Source organism: Chitinimonas lacunae (genome assembly GCF_042650885.1).
GTDB classification, from domain to species: Bacteria; Pseudomonadota; Gammaproteobacteria; order Burkholderiales; family Chitinimonadaceae; genus Chitinimonas_A; species Chitinimonas_A lacunae.
The window spans coordinates 2,087,360-2,109,315 of sequence record NZ_JBHSBU010000001.1 but is presented as its reverse complement, the minus strand read 5'-3'; the positions used below and the strand labels follow the sequence as shown (position 1 = coordinate 2,109,315).

Below are 21,956 nucleotides of genomic sequence, written 5' to 3'. Positions count from 1 at the left end.
CAAATGGCCAGATAGAAAATTATCTGTAAATACTGTGCTAGATACATAGCGGTATTTAGAAGTTTTTTAATAAATGATACGGAGAACGCCATGGACATGATCGACCGGCTGGCCGCCGCGCTGCAAGCCTGGCACGAGCAGGTGGCCGAGCCCAACGCACGCCTGCTGGCGTTGCGGGCCAGCGATCCGGCGGCGGTGGAATTCCAGGGTTTGCAGCTGGACTACTATCTGTCGCCGCCGGCCAGCGCCGAGCAGGTCGAGGCACTGGCGCAGCGGCTCGGCTGGCCGCTGCCGCCGGGCTTGCGCGACTGCTATCTGCGTCTGGGCGGGTTCGAGTCCTACAGCGATGGCGGCTTTACCTGTCCTTGTCCGAACGAGCAGGGCGAGCGCGTCGATTGGCAGGCCGAGCGCTATGACGATCTGTTCTTTCCTGCGCCGGCCACCTGGCTCGATCTGCTGGACCCCGACAGCCCCAAGTCTGGCCGCTGGGCCTGGTCGGGTCACTGGCATTCGCCCGGGCTGATCGACACCATCTTGTTCCGCTGGCATAACGACCGGCCCGAATTCCAGCTCGATGGCGACGACCCCGATTATCCGCAGCTCACCGCCGCCAATCTGGCACGGATCAACCGCGAATATTGCTGCTTCGCCTTTGGCGGCGGCAGCTATTTCTTTTTCGACCGTCAGGGGCGTTTTGGCTCGGCCAGATATTTACAGGATGAGTTCTCGTCCTTCTACGACGACCATTTCCTGCCCTTGCTGACAGGGGAGGCGCCGCTGGGCGATTTCGACAGCATCCTGGCCCAATGGATCGAGATAGCCGAAGTGGGGCATTCGCCTGAAACCGATGAAGTCTGAGCCTGCCCGAGGAGGAGCAGCATGAACGATGTAACAACTTATAGTGCCGAGCGCGTGCGTTACTGGGTCTGGTCGGGTTTCTATACCGCCAGCGAGGTGGAGGAGTTGCTGGCGCAACTGATCGAACACGAAGGCAGCGAGGCCGGCGCCGAGTTGAATGCCGCCGAGCTGTGGGCACAACTGGACCAGGAGTGGGCGGCCAAGTCCGCGGCCGAAGCCGACTGGCCCGACCGGACCGACTGTGACCGGCTCGACGAGGCATTCGACCAGCTCGAATCGGAAGGCATCTGCTGCGTGCATAACGCCGGCCATAGCGTCAGCGATGGCTTTACCGAAGTGGCCGAGGCGCTCCATGAGCGGGGCAGCGAGAATTTCTACGGTTACTGCTTCTATTCGGGCCACGAGATCGAGCACGCCCTCGACGGCGCCGGTCTGTGGCTCACTTTCGGTGACCTCAACGACAATGCCGAACGCGCCTACGCGGTAGGCCGCAAAGTGCTCAGCGCCTTGGTCGACGCGGGTCTGGAGCCCGAATGGGACGGCAAGCCGCAGAGCCGGGTCTGGCTGCCGGAACTGACCTGGCAGCGCTGGACGCGGCGGGATTTCTTCGCGGCGGAAATGTGAAATCTGTGGAAATGGAGATTTCGCCATTGGCGAAATCCCTTATGGTTGTTTTTGACTGATTCGAAGAAAAATCCAAATCCAACTGAAGTTGGATATACAACCCAGGCCGGCATTGCCGGCCTGGTTTTTTGTAGTCATCGATATTGTTTTGAATATTTTAAGGACATAGCCATTGAGAAAGCTCGTCACTGTAAGGCGGGTCGATAAGCTGACCCCCATTCCTGGCGCCGATGCCATCGAATGCGCCACCATCGAAGGCTGGCAGGTCGTCGTTAAAAAGGCTGAATTCCAGCCGGGCGATTTTTGCGTCTATTTCGAAATCGATGCCTTTTTGCCGCTCGACGATCCACGTTACCAATTCCTCGTCCAGAACCGCATCGTCTGGGAAGGCCGTGAAGGAGTACGTCTGCGTACCCTCAAACTGCGCGGCCAACTGTCGCAGGGCTTGATTCTGCCGCTGCTGGCATTTCCCGAGATCAGCGCTGAATTGAACAAGCTCGCGCCAACCGACTGGCGGGAGCACGATTTCAGCGCCTTGCTGGGCATCGAGAAATGGGAAGCGCCGATTCCCGCCGAGATGGCCGGCGAAGTCGAGGGGCCTTTCCCGGCCTATCTGCGCAAGACCGATCAGGAACGGGTGCAGAACCTGCCCGGCGTCCTGTATGAGCAGGCCGATCTGCCCTTTGAAGTCACGGTCAAGCTCGACGGCGCCAGCATGACGGTATTCCGTCACGGCGACGAACAAGGCGTCTGCGGCCGCAACTGGTGGCTCAAGGAAACCCGCAGTAATACGCTGTGGCGGGTGGCGCGGCAGGACCGCCTGCTGGAGGCGCTGGCCGTGCTCGATCGCAATCTGGCCCTGCAAGGCGAGCTTATCGGCGAAGGCATCCAGGGCAACCCGGAGAAACTGCGCGGTCAGCAATTCCGGCTCTACGATGTGTTCGATATCGACCGTGGCCTCTACCTGGGCCATGAACAGCGTCTGCGGCTGGTCGATCAATTGAACGCGGCCGGCGCCACACTGAGCCATGTGCCTGTGCTGGAAATCACCACCCTGGCCCGCTTCAACGGCGAGATGGCCGCCGTGCTCGACTACGCCGAAGGCCCGTCGCTGAATCCGGCGACCCGGCGCGAAGGCGTGGTCTTCAAACGGCTCGATGGCGACTTCTCCTTTAAGGCAATCGCCAACAGTTACCTGCTCAAGCACGGCGATCGCTGAGAAAAGGCCGTTCTCCCCGATACGCTGAGGGGCCAGAGTCGGACAGCGCAGCGTGTCGGCATCTCATAAAGAAGCGCCGCTTCCTGGACAGAGGCGGCGCTTCTTTACGACCAGTTGTGCTCGTTGTCTCTGCCCCCCAAGCCCATATGGCATGGCACACCAGGCTCGGCCGTCCGCCAGGACTGCGCGGCATGGCAGTTGCCTCGCGCCTTAGCGCCCGGCCATCGGGTCCGGGCCAAGCAGATTGATCAAGGAGGACTGCCATGACAAATGATCCGAACACTGTGGTCGATTCCCGTTCCCGCGACGGGACGGCGACTTATCTCAATGGCTTGCAAGGCGGGGTCAGCAGCGCCAGCAGCGAAGGCCAGGGCCGCAGCCGTATCGGCGACGCGATCGAATCGGGCCGTGGTGCTGCGCCGGGGCAGTACGGGGTTGGCGGCCAATACCCGGCCACCCGCTCCGACGCGATGGTGCCCTGGCACGATCCCCACGGCGAAGTCTCGCGTCATTTCCAACGCTGGCGGACCGAGCAGCTCAGCAGCTTTGACCGTGACTATGCCGACTGGCGTCAGGCGCGCGACCGCCTGTGGCTCGAAGAATTCGAACAGTGGCGCAGCCGTCGTCCTGCGGCCAATCCAGGCACCGACCACAAGCAGGACCGGGACCGTGGCGCTCCGCAGGGCTGAGCTGATCGGCTGACGGCCATGACCGCGCTGTGGCCTGGCCCGGACGGTTCCTGCCGCGGCCGTCTGGTAGTTTTTGCACGCTGCCGGTGCAGAAATGCAATGGCTCAGCCGTCACCGAGCCGGCGCTGCCACCCACGCCATCGATTTTTCCTGCCCAGCCGTGCTGACGGGAACCGGGTTTGCTCACCGCCAGGGGAATCCCAGCGTCCAGCGCAAGCTGCCTGGTCGTTTTCCCGTGCTTTACCAGCGCCGGCCCGGCCGGCACTGCCTGATCTGTGGAGGCCTCTCTATGGCGCAGAATCCCTGTCCCACCCCCCCGCCTTGTCCCGAAACCGTGTTCTGTGAGCAGTTGCCGGTACTGACCAAGCGTTCCGACTACGACGAGGTGCTAGATGTCGCCGTGGCTTGCAGTTTTCCGGCCAGCGATCCAATTGCGGTCCACGAGTGCTGTTGCCATCTGTCCGAACGCGAAAGCAAACATGGGCCGGCCAGCAGCCACAACCAGGACCCCACTTGCAAGGAGGAAAGTCCATGAAAAGCAAAGCCAGACTGTTTGGGCATCCGATCCATCAGATGCTGATCGTATTTCCACTGGGGCTGCTGGCAACGGCGGTGGTATTCGATCTGGTTTATCTGTTCACCGAATGGACCCAGGTCAATATCGCCGCTTACTGGGTGCTGAGTGCCGGGCTGATCGGCGTATTGGTCGCTGCGCCATTCGGCTTGATCGATTGGCTGGCCATCCCGGCGGGCACGCGCGCCAAGCGGATCGGCCTGCTGCACGGCGGCGGTAATCTGGTGGTGGGGGCGCTGTTTCTGTTGAGCTGGTGGCTGCGCGAGCCGTTGTTGAGCCCGTCAACGCTGGCACTGGTGCTGTCGTTTGGCGGCGCTGGGCTGGCCCTGTTCACGGCCTGGCTGGGCGGTGAGCTGGTGGCACGGCTCGGGGTGGGGGTTTATGAGGACGCGGGACTCAATGCCTCCAGCTCGCTCCATCTCGAATAGATCCCGCCGAGGAGAAGCTCATGTCGGTAATGCTCAAACCCATCGATGAACAGGTGATCGTGATCACCGGGGCTTCCAGCGGCATCGGCCTGGCGACCGCCCGCGAGGCGGCCCAGCGCGGCGCCAGGCTGGTACTGGCCGCCCGCAGCGAGCCGGCGCTGTCGGACCTGGTCAATGAGATCGAGGCGCAAGGTGGCCAGGCCATCTATGTGGTGGCCGATGTGGGGGTGCGCGAGCAGGTGGTCAGTATCGCCATCGCCGCGATTGCCCGTTTTGGCCGGATCGATACCTGGATCAACAACGCCGGCGTCTCGATCTACGGCCGGCTGGAAGAGGTCGAGGAACAGGACAGCCGCCGTCTGTTCGAAACCAATTTCTGGGGCGTGGTCCACGGCTCGCTGGTGGCTTTGCCCTACCTGCGCCGCCAGGGCGGGGCGCTGATCAATATCGGCAGCGAAGCCTCCGAGGCGGCGATTCCGCTGCAAGGGATGTATGTGGCGTCCAAACACGCGGTCAAAGGCTTTACCGATGTGTTGCGGGTCGAGGTGGAGCAGGTCGATAAGGCGCCGGTGTCCATCACGCTGATCGAACCGACCGCGGTCGATACCCCGTTTCCCCAGCACGCCCGCAACTATATGGCGCATGAACCCAAGCTGCCTTCGCCGCAGATCGAACCCAAGCTGGTGGCCGAGGCCATCCTGGCTGCGGCCGTGACGCCAACCCGGGTCGATAAGGTCGGGGTGATGGCCACCCTCAATACCGCCATGGCCAAGTTCGTCCCGGCCCTGGGCGACCGGATGGCAGCGAGCCGGCTCAAGCAGCAGCAATACCCCGAACGGCCACGCAACCCTGAAGGGGCGCTCTATCGGGCCTGCGGCGGCAGCGGCACCCACGGCCGGCGACCGGCCGGCTCGCATTGAAGCGCTGCACCAGCTCGCTTTTCTACGGCCTGAAAGGAACCAGGCTGCCGACGGTGGGAGAGCCAGGCTTTCCCCACCGTCGGCAGCCTGGTTCACCTCGTCTTAGCGAATCAGTTCGCCGGTCGGGCCGATGACCGTGACTTCAACGAATTTGGAGCCGACCCGGTTGCCTGGGCCAAAGCTCAGGCGAAAGCCGCCCAGATTGTAGTTCTGGATCGATTCGAGCGCCGCCATCAGCCCTTCGCCCGTGCTGTTGTTCTTGTCGAGCTTTTTCAGCCCTTCGACCAGCAGCTTGGAAGCGATGTAGTACTCGAACTCGACATAGCCGAGATTGAGCTTGTTGCGTTTGACGAAGGCGCGGTATTCCTTGGCGATCGGCGAGGCATCGGTATAGATGAACGGCATCACTTGGCTGATGCCGGTGCCACGGGCCGCGTCGAGCCCGGCGTCGGCGATCAGTTGCTTGGCACCGACGATCGACGGTGTATACATCTGCGCCATGCCGCCCGCCTTGCGGTAAGCCTTGAGGAAGGCGGCGCAGGCGTCATCGGTGCCCAGCATCAGGATTGCGGTCGGATTGGCCTCGAACAAGGCTTTGACGGCGGCGGCGACTTCGGTGGTGTTCTTTTCGTAGCTGCCGGTGGCGACGATTTCCACATTGGCCCGCTTGGCTTCCTGGCGCGAAGCGAACAGGCCGAACTTGCCGTCCGAATCGTTCTGGAACAGCACGCCGATGCGGCTGTGCCCCAGCGACTGCATCTGCTGCATCAGCTTTTGTAGCTCGTCGGCCCAGCTGGCGCGGATATGGAAGATATAGGGATTGTTGCGCAGCGCCGGCGCGCCGGAGATCGGAGCGATCAGCGGAATCCGCGCATCGGCCAGGATATTCTGCTTCAGCAATTCGGCCGGCCCGCCCGAGCCGCCGGCGCCCAGAAAGGCGATGGGCTTGTGCCGCTCGATCATTTCCCGGGTGAGCGCGGCGTGCTTTTGTGCATCGAAGGCGTCGTCGCCATGGCGGATGATCACCTTGTTGCCGTTGACCCCGCCTTTCTTGTTCAGCTCATCGAAAAAGGCATTGAGGGTTTCCTCGCTGCTCAGCGCCGTCTCGCGCAGTTGACTGGAAACCGGACCGATATGGCCGATCACGAAAGGTTCGGCCGCGACGGCCGCGCATAGCAGCGCGCTGGCCACGCCGAGAACGAGGCCGCTGAAGATTTTACGCATCAAGGTGTTGCTCCTGGCTTTGTCGATCCGAGTCTTTGCTCGGAAGGGACGATTGTAGAGAAATTGTTGTCATGGCAATAGTCGAGCAACCGCTTGCTTTTTTAGCGCAAACAGATAATTGCACGTGCCAATCGCTGCGAACCTGACGCTATTTCGATAGTGCCATTCGGTCGAAAGCCAGGCGGAAAGCCGGTGCTATAGTCGGCGCTTTCCCGCTCTCTCTGCATAGCCATGACCCGTCTGGTAACTCCCCATGGTGGCGGTCCGCTTAAGCCGCTGTTGCTTGAAGGTGCCGCACTGGCCGCCGAGCGCGCCCGTGCCGCCAGTCTGCCCCGCCTCCCGGTCAGTTCGCGTGAAAAGGGCGACCTGATCATGCTCGGCATCGGCGGCTTCACCCCGCTCGAGGGCTTTATGGGCAAAGCCGACTGGGAAGGCGTCTGTCGCGACTATCGTCTGGCCAACGGCCTGTTCTGGCCGATCCCGATCACCCTCTCCACCAGCGCCGAGCTGGCGCGCGAAATCGCCATCGGCAGCGACGTGGCGCTGGTTGACCCCGAGAACGACGATATCGTCGCCATCCTGACGGTGCGCGAGCAATACACGATCGATAAGGGGTGGGAATGCCAGCAGGTCTTTCGCACGGGCGACCCGGAGCATCCGGGCGTTGCCATGGTGCTGGCCCAGGGCGAGGTCAATCTGGCCGGGCCGGTCAAGGTGCTCAGCACCGGTGGTTTCCCCGAGGAATACGGTGACCAGTTCCTGACGCCGGCCCAGACCCGGGCCGAATTCGCGGCCCGTGGCTGGAAGACCATCGCGGCCTTCCAGACCCGCAATCCGATGCACCGCTCGCATGAGTATCTGGCCAAGATCGCGGTCGAGACCTGCGACGGCGTGCTGGTCCATTCGCTGCTGGGTCGGCTCAAGCCGGGCGATATTCCGGCCCCGGTGCGCTCGCGCGCCATCTCGACCCTGATCGACAAATACTTCGTGCCCAATACGGTGATCCAGGCGGGTTACCCGCTTGATATGCGCTACGCCGGGCCGCGCGAGGCACTGCTCCATGCGCTGTTCCGCCAGAACTACGGCTGCTCGCATCTGATCGTCGGCCGCGACCACGCCGGCGTCGGCAGCTACTACGGGCCATTCGATGCCCAGTATGTCTTCGATGAGATTCCGGCCGATGCGCTCGAGATCAAGCCACTCAAGATCGACTGGACCTTCCATTGTGAGGAATGCGGCGGTATGGCCTCGGCGCGGACCTGCCCGCATCCCGAATCGTCGCGGCTGCTGCTGTCGGGCACCAAGCTGCGCAAGCTGCTGAGCGAAAACGGCGAAGTGCCGGCGGCCTTCAGCCGACCCGAGGTGCTGGCCATCCTGCGGGAGTATTACGCCGGGCTTGCTGAGCATGAGAAGGTGGAAGTGAAGCTGAGCGGCCATTCGGCCCGTTGAACCGGCTCGCACCGCCAGTAAAAAGGACCGCTTGACGGTCCTTTTTCCTTTTTACATATAGATGTCTGTACATCTTGCAAAGGTTTTGCAGGATATTTTCTCTATAGGCTATCCGTCTGCTGCCTCGAACCCAGTCGCAGCCTGCCTTTGCGCCCGAACGTCACGGGCAGGCAAGCCGCATGCTGAGGTGGGAAGGGGGGCGATCGCCTCGCCCGCCTTTTCTACTGCCGCGGCCTCGCTGGCCGCTACCTGACCATTCCCAGGAGGAAGAGATGAAAAAAATTATCTGGGCAGTCTGGCTCTGCGCCAGCGCTGCCATCGCGGCTGACGCCCCGGTCAAAGTCGAACTCAATCCCACCGTCGGCAATTCGGCACGCGGCGCACTGACGCTGAGCGAGACCAGCGATGGCGTCACCGTCCAAGGCACGCTGGAAAACCTGACGCCGGGCCAGCATGGTTTCCATCTCCATGAAAACGCCGAGTGCGCCGGCAATGCCGAAGGGGCGGGCGGCCATTACAACCCGACGGGCAAACCGCACGGCAGTCCCGACGCCGACCACCATCAGGGCGATCTGGGCAATGTCATGGCCGATAACAGCGGCCGCGCCAAAGTCGATGCCAAGGTCAAGGGCGCTACCCTCGCCACCCTCAAGGGCCGCGCAGTCATCGTGCATGAAAAGCGCGACGATCTGCGCTCGCAGCCCAGCGGCGACGCCGGTGGCCGGGTAGCCTGCGGGGCGATCCGCTGATTGGGGATGGCCCATCCGAAGCCGTCCGGTCGGGCCGGTAAGGCGGTGGTGGAACCGAGTGCCTATCAGGACCGGGACGGACGGCACGATGCCTTATGCCAGGCCTTTGCTGGACACGGTTGCAACGGCCGCGAGGCCGCAGGAGGGGGCTGGGCGTTCGGGCCGGATTCCAACCGGACCCTGACGCATTGAAAAAGCAGGCTCGTCATCCTAAGGCGCAACAGGACCAGCGGCTGCACTACGCTGGAAACTGTCCCGTCTGCTGGAGCCCGCCGCGATGCCCGACCGCGACGACCCTGATGTCCTTGAACTGCGCCGGCTGCTCGATCTGCACCGGGGCGACCTGTTGGCGGCCGAAGCGGCAGTCTGCGCCCGTTTTGCCCGTCTTCAGGCGGTGATGTTCACCGACCTGGTCGGCTTTTCCCGCCGTGTCGAAGCGTTTGGCATCGTGCATTTCCTGCGCCTGATCTATGCGTCCGAGCGGCTGTTCCTGCCCGCCATCGCCGAGCATGGCGGCCGGGCGCTCAAGCGCGATGGCGACTCGCTGCTGTCGCTGTTCGATTCCCCCACCGATGCCCTGGCCTGCGCGCTGGCCCTACAGCGCGCCTGTGCCGTTTATAACGATGGCTGTGAGGAGTCCGAGCGGCTCGATGTCTGTATCGGCATCGGTTATGGCGAAGTGCTGTGTGTCGGGCGCCATGAGGTATGGGGAGCGGAGGTCAATGCCGCGGCCAAGCTCGGTGAGGATCATGCCTGTGGTGGCGAGACCCTCGTGACGGAAGCGGTACGTGCCGCAGGCACGGCGGCGGGCTACCGTTTTATCGAACAGGGAACGCTGTTCGGTGCCCGGCTGGTGTTCCGGCTCGACGGTGTCGCATAAGGGAAAACGCCAGCTCGGCCATGGTGCGGCGCGCCTTGCCAAGGTCGATGGGCGGGCGCAAGATCGGTTCACTTATTCCTGCTCCTGACCCTGATCGTTCCCTTATGTCATCGACCAATCAACGTCCGCTCGAAGCGGGCATCCAGACCGATTTCACCGACCGCCTGAGCTATGGCGGCTATTTGCGTCTCGATATTCTGCTGGCGGCGCAGCAGCCCCTGTCCGACCCGCCGCATCACGATGAGAGTCTGTTCATTATCCAGCATCAGGTGTCGGAGCTATGGCTCAAGCTGCTGATCCACGAACTGCGCGCCGCCATCGCCTTTGTGCAGCACGACGAGCTGGAGCCGTGCTTCAAGATCCTGGCCCGGGTCAAGCTGATCCAGCAGCAGCTGTTCAATATGTGGGCGGTGCTCGAAACCATGACGCCGTCCGAATACGCCGAATTCCGCCCGGTGCTGGGTCAGTCGTCGGGCTTTCAGTCGTTTCAGTACCGTACCCTCGAATTCCTGCTGGGCAACAAGCATCCGGGCCAGGCCGAGGTGTTCCGCCACGATGCCGCCCAATATGCGGCGATCCAGCGCGATCTGGCAGCGCCCAGTCTGTGGGATGAATTCCTGCGCCATCTGGCGCGGCGCGGCTTTGCCGTGCCGGCTGACCGGATCGAGCGCGATTTCAGCGCCCCCTATCAGGCCAGCGAGTCGGTGGTGGCGGTGCTCAAGACCATCTACCAGGCGCCGCGCGAGCATTGGGACGCCTACGAAATGTGCGAAAAACTGGTCGATGTCGAAGAAGCCTTCCAGCTCTGGCGTTTCCGCCATATGAAGACGGTGGAGCGGGTGATCGGCTTCAAGACCGGTACCGGCGGCTCGTCGGGCGTGGCTTTCCTGAAGCGGGCGCTTGAGCTGACCTTCTTCCCGGAACTGTTCCAGGTGAGGTCGCATATCGGCAGTTAAGCAGTACCGGCCGCCTGCGGGCGGCCGCTCTCCCGTCGATCGGGCGGAGTCCAGGTCGGGCGTCAGTTCCGGCCATGCAGGAGGGGAATCATGCATCAGCGTCGAATCCGTTCCGGAGAAATCACCCTGGGCGAGCCCTTGCCCTGGAATCTGTACAACGACAAGGGCGTGCTGCTGCTGGCCGAAGGCGGCCGCATCACCCACGCGCCGCAGCTGGAGCGGCTGCTCGATATGGGCATCTATATCGAGTCCTCGGTCGCCTGGCATCTGTCGCCCTCCACTGCCTTGCAACGTTGTCTGCACGCCTGCTACCAGCTCGACCGCCTGCTGGCCCGGCCCGAGGCGATCGCCGATTTTCCCCATGCCATTCATGAAGTGACCCAATTGCTGCGCCAGGCCCAGCATCGCGATCCGCGTGTGGTGATCGCCACTGTGGTGCTGCGCCGTGGCGGGCGTCACTCGGTACGGCAGGCGGTCAATACGGCGACGGTGTGCTGCGCGGTGCTGGCCCAGATGGGGGCCGATGAAAGTCTGATCCGCGCCACCCTGGGCGCAGCCCTGACCATGAATATCGGCATGCTGGAACTCCAGGATTCACTGGCCCGCCAGTCGCTGCCGCTGACCCCGTCGCAGCGGGCGCGGGTCGAGCGCCATCCGATCGACGGCGCCGAGCTGCTACAGGCGCTTGGCGTCAACGACCAGGACTGGCTGCGTGCCGTGCGTGAACACCATGAGGCCAACGACGGCAGCGGCTATCCCAACCATCTGGCGGGCGAGGCGATTGCACCGGCCGCGCAATTGGTCGGTCTGGCCGATCTGTTCTGCGCCCGGGTCAGTGAACGCGGCTATCGGCCGGCTCACTGCGCCCGGCTGGTGCTGCGTGACATCCTGATCGAACGCGGTCGCCTGTTCGATGCCCGGCTGGCGGCCTATTTCATCAAGGCGCTCGGCGTCTATCCGGTCGGCAGCGTGGTGACGCTCAAGAACGGCGACGTCGGCGTGGTCGCCGCGCCGACCGATCAGGTCGATGCTCCGCTGGTCCATGCACTGCGCGACGGCCATGGCATCGCCTTCGCCCGCCCGCGCCCGCGCGACACCCGCGAAGCCGATCTGCGCATCACCGGCTCGCTGCCGCTGGCCGATCTGGGCGTGCCCGTCGATATGGTGGCGATCTGGGGCAGCGAGGCGGCTGATTTCGATTTGAACCATCTCAAGCCGCATGAGGTGGATGTCGGGTAGGTGAAGTGGTTTGATTGATCTGATTGGAAAAAATTAGGAAAATTGTCTGCAAGGATTATAGGTAAAATTATTTAAAAATAAACATAAAAAGCCAATGCTTGCCTCCCCGGCCGCCTCCAGCGGCTCTCCACCTCCACTCAGCCAAACGGCCCCCCAACACGGCCAGCCGCCTCATGATGGGTTCCGCGACCCACAGCGGATACCGTCGCAGCGGAGTCCGAGAGGGGGGAGGGTCGGGAAACCGGGCTTGGTGGCGGGCGACGGCGCCGCTATGCTTGCCGTCCGTCTTGTTGGCACGCTGATTTATTGGAACGACTGGCCGGGGGAACAGGCCGTGGGGCGTCGCTTCGCGCAGGTTTCCTTGCTCGCGCTGGTCATATCGCCCATCTCGTCCGCCGGCCGCCTGGGCGGTCCGGTCTGGAGTCCTCTATGCCGCATAGCATTGCCGCTGCCGTCGCCGCGCTCGGTGACGGGCCGCTCGATCAGGCTGGTCTGGTCGAACATCTGTTTCCCCTGTTCTCGGAAGTGCTCGAACGTGACCAGAAGGAAATCTATCTGGCCAATCACTCCCTGGGCCGGCCGCTTGATCGCAGCCGGGCCGATGTGGAGGAGGGCATCACGCTATGGTCGCGCCTGCTCGACGAGGCATGGGGGCCGTGGTTTGGCGAGGTGGAACGTTTTCGTGCCGGCACCGCGGCGCTGACCGGCGCGCCGCGAGCTGACTGCATCGTGCCCAAGTCGAGTGCAGGGCAGGGGGTGCGGGCGGTGCTCAACAGCTTTGTCGAACCGCCGCGGGTGTTGACCACCACGGCTGAATTCGACTCGCTCGATGTCATCCTCAAACAGTACGCTGCCCGCCAGCGGGCCGAGGTTGACTGGGTGGGGCCGGGCGAGGAGGGGCGAATCGCGGTCGACGATCTGATCGCCCGATTGGAAGGGATCGATCTGGTGGTGGTGTCGCAGGTGTTTTTTGCCGATGGCCAGGTGCTCGACGGGGTCGAGCGACTGGTCGCGGCCGCCCATGCGGCAGGTGCCCGGGTGCTGCTCGATGTCTATCACGGCTACGGTGTGCTGCCGCTCGATCTGAGTCGGCTCGACGTCGATTTCGCCGTGGCCGGCAGCTATAAATATCTGCGCGGCGGACCGGGCTGCTGCTGGCTCTATGTGGCGCCGCGCTGGTTGAGCAATGGTCTGTCCACGCTCGATACGGGCTGGTTCGCCAAGCGTGATCCCTTCAGCTACCAGCGGCCCATGCCGCCGCAGTTTGCCGAAGGCGGCGATGGCTGGCTCGAATCGACCTTCGCCCCGCTGCCGTTCTTCCAGGCCCGTGCGGGTCTGGAACTGGTCCAGGCGCTCGGCGTGGCACGTCTGCGCGACTATTCGCTGCGGCAGAAGTCCTTGCTGTCGGCTGAACTGAGCCGGCTCGGGATCGAGCACTTCGGTGCAGGCGCCGACTATGGCGCTTTCCTGACCGTGCGCCACCCCGAACCGATGCAACTGGCCGAGCGGCTCAAGGCGGTCGGGGTCAATGCCGATGCGCGGGCGGCGGGCTTGCGGCTGTGCCCGGATCTGCTCAATAGCGAAGCACAGTTGCGTCAGGCAGCCGAGCGGCTGGCCGGCGTGTTATAGGGCCGGAAACTTTTTGTAGGAGACTGCGAGCCAGTTTTCCCGTGCAAGGTGAGCCGTCAGTCTGTTGGCGGCTCTGCGCCCGATATATGGGCGTCGAACCTTTCTTCATTCGCCCCGTCTTAATCGCCAGTCATGGCCCGGCTTTGGGATTTCGTCGTTTGTCGCCTCGCGCGGGCTTCAATAGCAGGCGTCGGGCGATCTAGAATCCAAGCCACTATTCCAGGAGAGAGCCCATCATGAGTCAGGTTTCCCCGCTGTTCGGCGACGCGAGTTCGCCCAAGGACAACCGTGACGCCAATGCTGCCCCGGCCGGCGGCATCCCGGCGCCGCAATGGTCGCCGGCCGCTCCGACGATGGCCCCACCGATGGCCGCTCCTGCCTTCCAGCCGGCTCCGGCTTTCCAACCGGTGCCGTTCCAGCCGGCTCCGGCCGCCCCGCTTGCCACCTTTACCCCGACCCAATTGCCGGCGATGCCGTCCCAATTCAACGATCAGTGGATCGCTACCCTGGGCCAGCGCGAAATGACCCAGGTGGCCGGCGTATCGAAGTCGCTGCTCGAACAGACCAAGGCGTCCGAACTCGAACAGTTCGGCCTCAAGCTCGGTGAACTGATCTCGACCGCCAAGGGCCTGCGGCCGGAAGACCTCAAGAACAAAGGTCTGCTGGGCAAGATCAAGGGCATGTTCGGCTCGGTCAAGGAACAGTTCCTGTCGCAATACCAGACCGTCTCGAAGCAGATCGACCGCTTCATGGCCGAACTCCAGGCCCACTCGACGCTACAGCAGCGCCGCATCACCGACCTGGAGCGGATGTACGAGGCCAACTACCAGGAACACCAGAGCCTTGAGCGCTCGATCGCCGAAGGCAGCCAGATTGCCGAAACCATGCGCGCCCAGCTCGGCGGGATCGACACCAGCGCGATGGACACCATGGCCGCCCAGCGCATCCAGGATCTGCGCGCCACGCTCGACCGGCTGGAAAAACGGGTGGACGACCTCAAGCGGGTCAAGATGCTGGCCGAGCAGACTGCGCCACAGATCCGCCTGATGCAGGAAAACGCCCGGCTGCTGGTCAATAAATTCAACGACATCAAGAACCTGACGATCCCGGCCTGGCAAAAGCAGTTTGCCTTGCAGATCGTTTTGCTCGAACAAAAACGCGGCGCCGACCTTGCCAATGCCGTCGACGACGCCACCAACGAAGCCCTGAAGCGCAGCGCCGATCTGCTGCGCCAGAACACCCAACAGATCGGTCGCGCCGCCCAGCGTGGCGTGATCGATATCGAGACGCTGGAACACGTCAATCGCCAGACCATCGGCGCGCTCGAAGATGCTCGCCAGATCGTCGAGGAAGGCCGCCGGCAGCGGGCCCAGACCGATGCCCAGCTCGAATCGATGCGTACCCAGCTGCTGACGGTGATGAACCGCCAGGGCCCGGCGATGTAACTGGTCAACCCCTTTTCCCGCCGCCCCGGGCGGCGCTTCGCTCCAGAAAGGAACAATAAATGAGCCGTCTTATCGACTTGCAGAAGAAATCGACCATCGTGCTGGAAAAGCGCGGCCTGACCAAACCCCCGGTCTGCCGGGTCGGTCTCGCGCTCGATGTGTCCGGTTCGATGATGGATGAGTACCGTGCCGGTCTGGTCCAGGAGACCGTGACCCGTCTGCTTGCCTATGCCGCCAATTTCGACGACAACGGCGAAATGGAAGTCTGGACCTTCGACCATCGCGCGTCCGAAGCGCCCGCCGTCAGCGTGCGCGACTACGAAGGCTATGTGGACCGCGCCATCGTCAATAACGACGATGTGGCCAAGTGGGGCACCACCCGCTACGGCGATGTGGCCGACAAGATGCTCGACCATTATTTCCGGGGCAAGAAGAAGACCATCCGCACCGGTGGCATCCTGGGCGGCCTGTTCGGCAAGAAGGAAACCAAGATCGAAGCCGCCCAGGATACCCATATCCCGGCCATGCTGTTCTTTATCTCCGACGGGGAGAACGAGGACCGCAACACCGCCTACAAGATCTTCGAGGCGTCGCAGCAGTTCAATGCCTACTGGCAGCTGGTCGGCGTCTCCAACCAGAGCCGCTTTGACTTCCTCAATCAGGTGGCCAACGACCTGCCCAATGCCGGTTTCGTCCATCTGCCCGATCTGCGCATCAGCGATGAGGTGCTGTACGACAAGCTGATCACCACCGAAGTGGTGAACTGGCTCAAAACCAAATAATCTGCGATATTGCTGCTAGATAATTACTCAGCAATAGTCATTTTTGAAAGGAAATAGCATGATCAATCTGGACAAAGGCGGCCGTATCAACCTGGCCAAGAACAACCCCGGTCTGACCAAGATCAAAGTCGGTCTGGGCTGGGATGCCAAGAGCTTCGATACCGGCTCGAGCTTCGATATCGACGCGTCAGTGTTCGTGCTGGGCCAGGGCAAGCTGCTGAGCGACGGCCACTTTGTGTTCTACAACAACCTGCAAACCCCGGAAGGCGCCGTGCGCCATTCGGGCGACAACCGCGACGGCGCGGCCCAGGGCGATGACGAGACCATCCATATCGATCTGGCTGCACTGCCGCCCAATGCCGATGAAATCTCCTTCGTCGTCACCATCCACGACGCCGATGCCCGTCGCCAGAACTTCGGCCAGGTGCGCAACAGCGCCATCCGCCTCTATGACGCCAACAACGGCAGCATCATTGGCCAGTACAAGCTCGAAGAGGAATACAGCACCGAAACCGCCCTGCAATTCGGTTCGGTGAAGAAGAACGACGCCGGCGAATGGAGCTTCGTCGCCGTCGGTGCCGGCTATCGGCGCGGTCTGGTCGACTTCGTGCGTGCCTACGGCGGCAACGTCTGAGTCTGTGCGGCCGGGCAACCGGCCTGGAGCGGGGCCGGGCCCCGCTCCGCACGGCGCGGCGTCGATTGCGATTACAATGACACTTCCCTGCGCCCGTTACGGGTCCATACCCGATGGTCAAACCGCTGTTTTCCAACGATTCCCAGCCGCCGTCGCCAGCCACCTCGGCTTCGACCCCTAAACCCCTGTTCGGGGCCGATCCGGCACCGGCCCAGACGCCGACTCCGGTACCGTTGCTGGCGCCGACTCCCGCTCCACCTCGCGCCACGCCTTCCCCCCAACCGCTATTTGGTAACGAGCCACCGGCACCGCCTGCGCCCCAGCCGGCCCCGGCGCCGCGTCCCGCTCCTTCGCCCTTATTTGCTCCCGGTTCTGCCGGCGAGCCGCCGCCCGTGAAACCCGTGGTGCGCCAGCCCGCGCCGGTGTTTCGTGACGCCGAACAGATCTGGCTCGAAAAGCTCGATCTCGAATCCAAACGCCTGTTCCCCGATACCACCGCCTCGGTCTACGCCCAGATGACCGTGGTATGGCGCGCCTTGCTGCCTTTCTCGGAGCGGGCCGTGCTTGAACTGGCCGAATCCGAACTGCGCTCGGCCGCTCAGCTCAGTTCGCGTATCGCCAGCCTGGCCCAGTCGGCTGCCCAATTACGCATCGCCGAACAGCTCGATGCCCTGGCCCAGGCCATGGACGGCAGCTCGCGCGGCTGGTTTGCCTCACTGCGTCGGGAAGACCCGGCGAGCCTCGTCGCCGGTATCCAATCGGCCGAGCCACGGCTCAAGGCGCTATTCGACGATCTCGACGAGGTCGAACAGTCGCTGCCGCCCTTGCGCGAACGGCTTGAAGCCTTCCACCAGGGCGTGGCCTGTCTGGCCACCATCGGCGAGCAGGAATGGCGCGTTTCACTCGAAGCCAAGGCACAGTTGCTGCACCACGCGCTCTATAACCTCGATCTCAACCGCGCCCATTGCACCCAGCAACGCCAGTTGTTTGCGGCATGGGGCGAGAATATCCAGCGGCTGGTCTATCTGGCCTACCCAAGTTGGAAAATGGCCAAGCACTAAGCCATTCCGCTGGCCGCGCGGTGCTGACCTTGCTGGTGCCTCAAGGCTGACGGTAGAAAATTAAGAATCAGGAAATAATGCATGCTAGATGCAGAGAGGCTTTTGGTTGATTCATAAAATATACTTCTGCGGCTCCGGCTCCGGCTCCGGCTCCGGCTCCGGCTCCGGCTCCGGCTCCGGCTCCGGCTCCGGCTCCGGCTCCGGCTCCGGCTCCGGCTCCGGCTCCGGCTCCGGCTCCGGCTCCGGCTCCGGCCACGCCACCCTGATCTCTCACCCGCATCGCCCGCTGCCAACAGAAAACCCCGCTCGGCAAGACGGTGTCCTGCAAGGCGACCGTTCCTGCGATCACTTCCCGGAGCCGGCTTGAAAGCCCTGCGCGCCCGTCTGGTTACCCATCCGCCCGCCTTCCGCGCCCTGCTGCTGAGCGATGTCGCCATGCAACTCGCCATGATGGTCGGACAGGTCGCTATCCCCTGGTGGATCTCCGACCATGGCGGCGCCGTCCATCTGGCCATCTACGGTACCGTGATGGCCATCACCATGCTGATCTCGCTGCCGCTGCTCGCGCCCGTGGGCGACCGCTGGCCCAAGTCCCGCCTCATTGCCTCGAGCCTCGCCCTGTTCAGCGTCGTCACCCTGATCCTGGCCTTGCTCGCCAGCTTCGATTACTACGACCTCTGGCTGGTCATCGCCCTCAAAGCCCTGAGTGTCACCGCCAACGCCGTCCTCGGCCCCGCTTCCTTCAGCATCGCAGCTGAATTGGTGCCGCCTGAGCGCCTGTCCGATGGTCTTGGCCTGCAAAAAAGCGCCCAGGCCATCGGCCGTTTGGTCGGCCCCGCCCTGGGCGGACTCGCCCTCGCCCTGTTCGGTACGGCAGCGGCACTATGGCTGCATGTCCTGCTGCTCGTCATCGCTTCGCTGGCCGCCTGGCGCATCATCGTTCCACCCGCTGACCCCCACCGCGCTTCATCACATGAACCATGGTGGCCGGCATTGCGCGCAGGCTTCCTCGCCAAATGGCGTATCCCACTTGAACGCTACTGGACCGCCACCGCCTTCCTGATGATGCTGTTCTTCCTCCCGGTCCTCGGCCTCTTGATGCCACTGAAAGTGCGCGAACTCGGCCTCTCGGGCGCCTGGCTCGGGGCCTGCGAGGCCGGCATCAGCTTCGGCATGCTCATCGGCTCCCTCGGCGGCGCCGATTGGCTGTCTCACCGCTTCGGCCGTTTCCGCGCCAGCTTCGGCGCCATGATGGGCTCGGGATTGGCGCAAATGCTGGTCGGCGCCACCACCTCACCCTATCTGCTGGTACTGGGCTTCGTCGTCGTCGGTCTCAGCCTGGCCGTGGTACAGATGGTCGGACAAACCCACCGCATGCTGGCCATGCCGCCCGATTTCCGCGCCAGAATGACCGCCGTCAATATGATGGTCCTGCAAATCGCCGGCGCCCTCGGGCCCATGCTGGCAGGCTGGGGCCTGCTCTATATCACCGCCGGCCAGGTCTACCTGCTCTTCGGCTTCTCCTACGGATTCGCCGCCCTGGGCTTCCTGCGCGTCCCCGGCTACCGCAACTTCCTCGAACTCGACCACGAAGCCGTCAAAGGCTGGTACGGTCGCTTTTATCCTCAACTGTTCGGCAAGGAGTCCTCAGCGGCGGACAAACCTTAGAACCACCCCGTCCACCGCTTCCATCCCGACAACCATCCATTCTTCCATATAAAAATTTGTCCGATTTGTACCTATAAGCCACGCTCTATCGATAGGTGGAGTGTGTCCAATACGCATTTTTTGACAACCCCTATCCCCATTCCCGACCTTGCCACGGTCCTGTTGCCCTTGTCGCCGCTGAAACCGCCTCCAACCACAGCAGAAATACCGATCGCCCCAATACCCGCGGCTCGCCGGGAAAAGGCATCCAGCCAGCAGCGTGTTCACCCTCTCCAATCTCCGCCTCCAACCACCCCAGCCCCGCACCGTCTCATGGTAAGAATCTCTTCTGTTTTGAAATTCTTTTATAAAATCGATTTTCTCAGCTAAATGCCTTGCAGATAATTTGCATAAAAATAACTATTTTTTGCCTTCGCTTGAGCTTCCGCCACCCACTTCCTGCTTATCACTGCCAGGTCAGCCCGATCTGCTGGAATTCCGCGATTGGCGCGCTTGGATAAGCCTCTAGAATCCAACTCCGTTCTTTGGAAGAAAGGCGCTTTTGTCCATGTCGTCCGCCCAACTTTTTGCCCTGGCTGCGATTGGCCTGTGGGGCACGCTGGCCCTGCTGTCGGTCAAATTGGCCGCCGTGCCGCCGCTGTTGCTGGTGGCTTGCGCCTTGTTGATCGGTAGCGTCTGCGGCCTGCCGTACTGGCGTCAGTGGCGCGTACCCTTATCGACGCTGGCTTTGGGCTGCTATGGCCTGTTTGGCTATCACTTCGCGTTGATCATGGCTTTTCGCCATGCGCCGGCCATCGAGGCCAATCTGATCAACTATCTGTGGCCATTGCTGATCGTGCTGTTGTCGCCGCTGTTGCTGCCGGGAGTGCAGCTCGGGATGCGCCATATCGTCGGCGGTCTGCTGGGTCTGAGCGGTTGTGTGCTGGTGTTTGCCGGGCGCGGTTTGAGTCTGGGTGGCGGGCAATGGCTGGGTTACGGACTGGCGCTAGCTGCTGCCTTGATGTGGTCGAGCTATTCGCTGCTGACCCGGCGGGTTGCGCCGTTTCCGACCGGGGCGATTGGCGGTTTCTGCCTGGTATCGGGCCTGCTGGCGCTGCTGGCCCATCTCGCGCTGGAACCTGCTTACCGCCCAAGCGGCCAGGAATGGTCGATGTTGCTGCTGCTTGGCCTGGGCCCGATGGGCGCCGCCTTCTTTCTGTGGGATGCAGCCTTGAAACGCGGTGATCCGCGCAGCATCGGCACCTTGGCCTATCTGACACCGCTGCTATCGACCGGCCTTCTGGCCCTGTTCGGCGGCGGTCGCCTCGGCCTTGGCAGCGCCCTGGCGCTGGGCCTGATTCTGACTGGCGCCTGGCTTGGCCGTGAGCGCCGGGTGGCCGTGGCGAGTGCCGCCTAGTCTGAGCTATGATCTTCCCCGATTTGATCGACCTTACTTATCTCAATTCGGGGAATCTCCAATGCTCGACAGCGCTGCCCGATTTTTCCGCGACCTCGATGCCGGGGTTGATTTCTGTTCCCTGCGGCTGGTCGAAGAAGTAGGGGAGAGCCTCAGCGTAAAGAACGGCGTGGTCGAGCCACCGCGCCGCCATCGTGATCTGGGTGCCATGGTCACGGTGATTCATCAAGGCGGTTATGGTTATGCCGCTACCTCCGACTTGTCCGAAGCCGGCTTGCTGGCCGCCATCGCCCAGGCCCGCCAGTGGGCCGCCACCAGCCGCGAACGCTCGGTGTTCGATTTCTCCGCCTACCAGCCCAGCCATCCACGCGGCCGCTATATCGGCCGCCATGCCGACACGACCGCCGATTGGCCGCGCCGCGAACTGCTCGACCGGATGCTGGCCGAATCGGCAGCCTGCGGCCGCGATCCGCGCATCGTCGACTGGTCGGTCAATATCGAACACCTCGATGTGCGCCAGCACTACCTGACCTCGGGCGGCGGTGAAGTCGAACAGCGCTTTCGGATGGTCATCCCTGGCCTGATGGCCACCGCCTTCGCCGACGGCGAATCACAGACCCGCAGTCTCGGCGGCCAGTACAACGGCTATTGCCGCCAGGGCGGCCTCGATATCCTCGATGCCGCCGGACTCGACGGCTCGGGCGCCCGGGTCGCCGACGAAGCCCTGCAACTGCTGCTGGCACCCAACTGTCCCACCGGCACCATGGACCTCCTGCTGATGCCCGAGCAGATGATGTTGCAGATCCACGAATCGATCGGCCATCCGCTCGAACTCGACCGTATCCTCGGCGACGAGCGCAATTTCGCCGGCACGAGCTTCGTCGGACTCGATATGTTCGGCCACTATCGCTATGGCTCCGAACAGCTCAACGTCACCTTCGATCCCACCCTCGACGAGGAATTCGCCAGCTACGGCTGGGACGACGACGGCAGCGCAGCCGAGAAGGTCTGGCTGATCCGCGACGGCATCCTGCTGCGTCCGCTCGGCGGCGCCATCTCGCAAGCCCGCGCCGGACTCAGCGGCGTTGCCAACTCCCGTGCCTGCAACTGGAACCGGCCACCGATCGACCGCATGGCCAACCTCAATATCGAACCGGGCGATAAGCCGCTGTCGGCCTTGATCGGCTCGATCGAGCGCGGTGTGCTGATGGATACCAATGTGTCGTGGTCGATTGACGACTCGCGCAATAAATTCCAGTTCGGCTGTGAATGGGGCCAGCTGATCGAGAACGGTGAACTGAAGGGCGTGGTCAAGAATCCCGGCTATCGCGGCGTCTCGGCCACCTTCTGGCGCGCTCTCAAGGCGGTGGGCGACCGCTCGACCTTTACCTCGATGGGTACCCCGTTCTGCGGCAAGGGCGAACCGAGCCAGGTGGTGAGGGTAGGCCACGCGGCACCGGCCTGCCTGTTCGATCGGATCGAAGTCTTCGGCGGCGCCTGAACGCCTTCCCTCAATCCCCGCGCCGCTGGCG

21 protein-coding genes are annotated in these 21,956 nt (G+C 63.1%); 20 read left to right on the top strand and 1 reads right to left on the bottom strand.

Features of this window, described 5'->3' with window-relative positions; genetic code table 11:
- Nucleotides 1-90: 90 nt before the first annotated feature.
- From ACFOW7_RS08605 to ACFOW7_RS08575, 7 genes are all read left to right on the top strand, one after another.
- Nucleotides 91-858: an SMI1/KNR4 family protein gene (locus ACFOW7_RS08605; protein ID WP_378163137.1), complete on the top strand. Its 768-nt coding sequence runs from the start codon at nt 91-93 to the stop codon at nt 856-858.
- Between the two features lie 21 nt (nt 859-879).
- Nucleotides 880-1,482 carry a DUF6891 domain-containing protein gene (locus ACFOW7_RS08600; protein ID WP_378163135.1) on the top strand — a complete coding sequence of 201 codons (603 nt, stop codon included), beginning with the start codon at nt 880-882 and terminating at the stop codon, nt 1,480-1,482.
- Between the two features lie 172 nt (nt 1,483-1,654).
- The gene (locus ACFOW7_RS08595; RefSeq protein WP_378163133.1) at nt 1,655-2,701 is read left to right on the top strand and encodes an RNA ligase (ATP); all 1,047 of its coding nucleotides are present in this window, start codon (nt 1,655-1,657) and stop codon (nt 2,699-2,701) included.
- Nucleotides 2,702-2,964: 263 nt separating this feature from the next.
- Nucleotides 2,965-3,390: a hypothetical protein gene (locus ACFOW7_RS08590; protein ID WP_378163130.1), complete on the top strand. Its 426-nt coding sequence runs from the start codon at nt 2,965-2,967 to the stop codon at nt 3,388-3,390.
- 289 nt (nt 3,391-3,679) lie between these two features.
- On the top strand, nt 3,680-3,925 hold the full coding sequence (locus ACFOW7_RS08585) for a hypothetical protein (protein WP_378163128.1): 246 nt from the start codon (nt 3,680-3,682) through the stop codon (nt 3,923-3,925).
- Nucleotides 3,922-4,392 carry a DUF2231 domain-containing protein gene (locus tag ACFOW7_RS08580; protein WP_378163126.1) on the top strand — a complete coding sequence of 157 codons (471 nt, stop codon included), beginning with the start codon at nt 3,922-3,924 and terminating at the stop codon, nt 4,390-4,392. Before ACFOW7_RS08585 ends, ACFOW7_RS08580 begins: the two co-directional genes overlap by 4 nt.
- A 20-nt stretch (nt 4,393-4,412) precedes the next feature.
- On the top strand, nt 4,413-5,312 hold the full coding sequence (locus ACFOW7_RS08575) for an SDR family oxidoreductase (RefSeq protein ID WP_378163124.1): 900 nt from the start codon (nt 4,413-4,415) through the stop codon (nt 5,310-5,312).
- Between the two features lie 102 nt (nt 5,313-5,414).
- On the opposite strand, the gene ACFOW7_RS08570 is transcribed toward ACFOW7_RS08575, so the two are convergent.
- Nucleotides 5,415-6,536, bottom strand: a complete 1,122-nt coding sequence (locus ACFOW7_RS08570) for an ABC transporter substrate-binding protein (RefSeq protein ID WP_378163122.1) — start codon at nt 6,534-6,536, stop codon at nt 5,415-5,417.
- Between the two features lie 231 nt (nt 6,537-6,767).
- Here ACFOW7_RS08570 and sat point away from each other — a divergent pair, with 231 nt between their 5' ends.
- The 13 genes from sat (at nt 6,768) to ACFOW7_RS08505 (ending at nt 21,925) form a co-directional block, all read left to right on the top strand.
- The gene (gene sat, locus ACFOW7_RS08565) at nt 6,768-7,985 is read left to right on the top strand and encodes a sulfate adenylyltransferase (RefSeq protein WP_378163120.1); all 1,218 of its coding nucleotides are present in this window, start codon (nt 6,768-6,770) and stop codon (nt 7,983-7,985) included.
- Between the two features lie 272 nt (nt 7,986-8,257).
- Nucleotides 8,258-8,734 (top strand): superoxide dismutase family protein, encoded by a 477-nt coding sequence (locus ACFOW7_RS08560; RefSeq protein WP_378163118.1) that lies wholly within the window; start codon nt 8,258-8,260, stop codon nt 8,732-8,734.
- Nucleotides 8,735-9,011: 277 nt separating this feature from the next.
- Nucleotides 9,012-9,614, top strand: coding sequence for an adenylate/guanylate cyclase domain-containing protein (locus ACFOW7_RS08555; RefSeq protein ID WP_378163116.1), 603 nt, complete (start codon nt 9,012-9,014; stop codon nt 9,612-9,614).
- A 104-nt stretch (nt 9,615-9,718) separates the two neighbouring features.
- Entirely contained in the window at nt 9,719-10,570 is an 852-nt protein-coding gene (locus ACFOW7_RS08550; protein ID WP_378163113.1) for a tryptophan 2,3-dioxygenase, read from the top strand.
- 90 nt (nt 10,571-10,660) lie between these two features.
- Nucleotides 10,661-11,809 carry an HD-GYP domain-containing protein gene (locus ACFOW7_RS08545; protein WP_378163110.1) on the top strand — a complete coding sequence of 383 codons (1,149 nt, stop codon included), beginning with the start codon at nt 10,661-10,663 and terminating at the stop codon, nt 11,807-11,809.
- Nucleotides 11,810-12,238: 429 nt separating this feature from the next.
- On the top strand, nt 12,239-13,438 hold the full coding sequence (locus ACFOW7_RS08540; protein WP_378163108.1) for an aminotransferase class V-fold PLP-dependent enzyme: 1,200 nt from the start codon (nt 12,239-12,241) through the stop codon (nt 13,436-13,438).
- Between the two features lie 236 nt (nt 13,439-13,674).
- On the top strand, nt 13,675-14,883 hold the full coding sequence (locus ACFOW7_RS08535) for a toxic anion resistance protein (protein WP_378163106.1): 1,209 nt from the start codon (nt 13,675-13,677) through the stop codon (nt 14,881-14,883).
- Nucleotides 14,884-14,942: 59 nt separating this feature from the next.
- Nucleotides 14,943-15,665: a VWA domain-containing protein gene (locus ACFOW7_RS08530; RefSeq protein ID WP_378163104.1), complete on the top strand. Its 723-nt coding sequence runs from the start codon at nt 14,943-14,945 to the stop codon at nt 15,663-15,665.
- 58 nt (nt 15,666-15,723) lie between these two features.
- A complete protein-coding gene (locus ACFOW7_RS08525) occupies nt 15,724-16,299 on the top strand; it encodes a TerD family protein (protein ID WP_378163102.1) in 576 nt (191 codons plus the stop codon).
- A 113-nt stretch (nt 16,300-16,412) separates the two neighbouring features.
- Nucleotides 16,413-17,360, top strand: coding sequence for a hypothetical protein (locus ACFOW7_RS08520; RefSeq protein WP_378163100.1), 948 nt, complete (start codon nt 16,413-16,415; stop codon nt 17,358-17,360).
- Between the two features lie 363 nt (nt 17,361-17,723).
- Nucleotides 17,724-19,028, top strand: coding sequence for an MFS transporter (locus ACFOW7_RS08515; RefSeq protein WP_378163098.1), 1,305 nt, complete (start codon nt 17,724-17,726; stop codon nt 19,026-19,028).
- Between the two features lie 547 nt (nt 19,029-19,575).
- Nucleotides 19,576-20,424 (top strand): DMT family transporter, encoded by an 849-nt coding sequence (locus tag ACFOW7_RS08510; protein ID WP_378163096.1) that lies wholly within the window; start codon nt 19,576-19,578, stop codon nt 20,422-20,424.
- A 61-nt stretch (nt 20,425-20,485) separates the two neighbouring features.
- A complete protein-coding gene (locus tag ACFOW7_RS08505) occupies nt 20,486-21,925 on the top strand; it encodes a TldD/PmbA family protein (RefSeq protein WP_378163094.1) in 1,440 nt (479 codons plus the stop codon).
- The last annotated feature ends 31 nt before the right edge of the window (nt 21,926-21,956 follow it).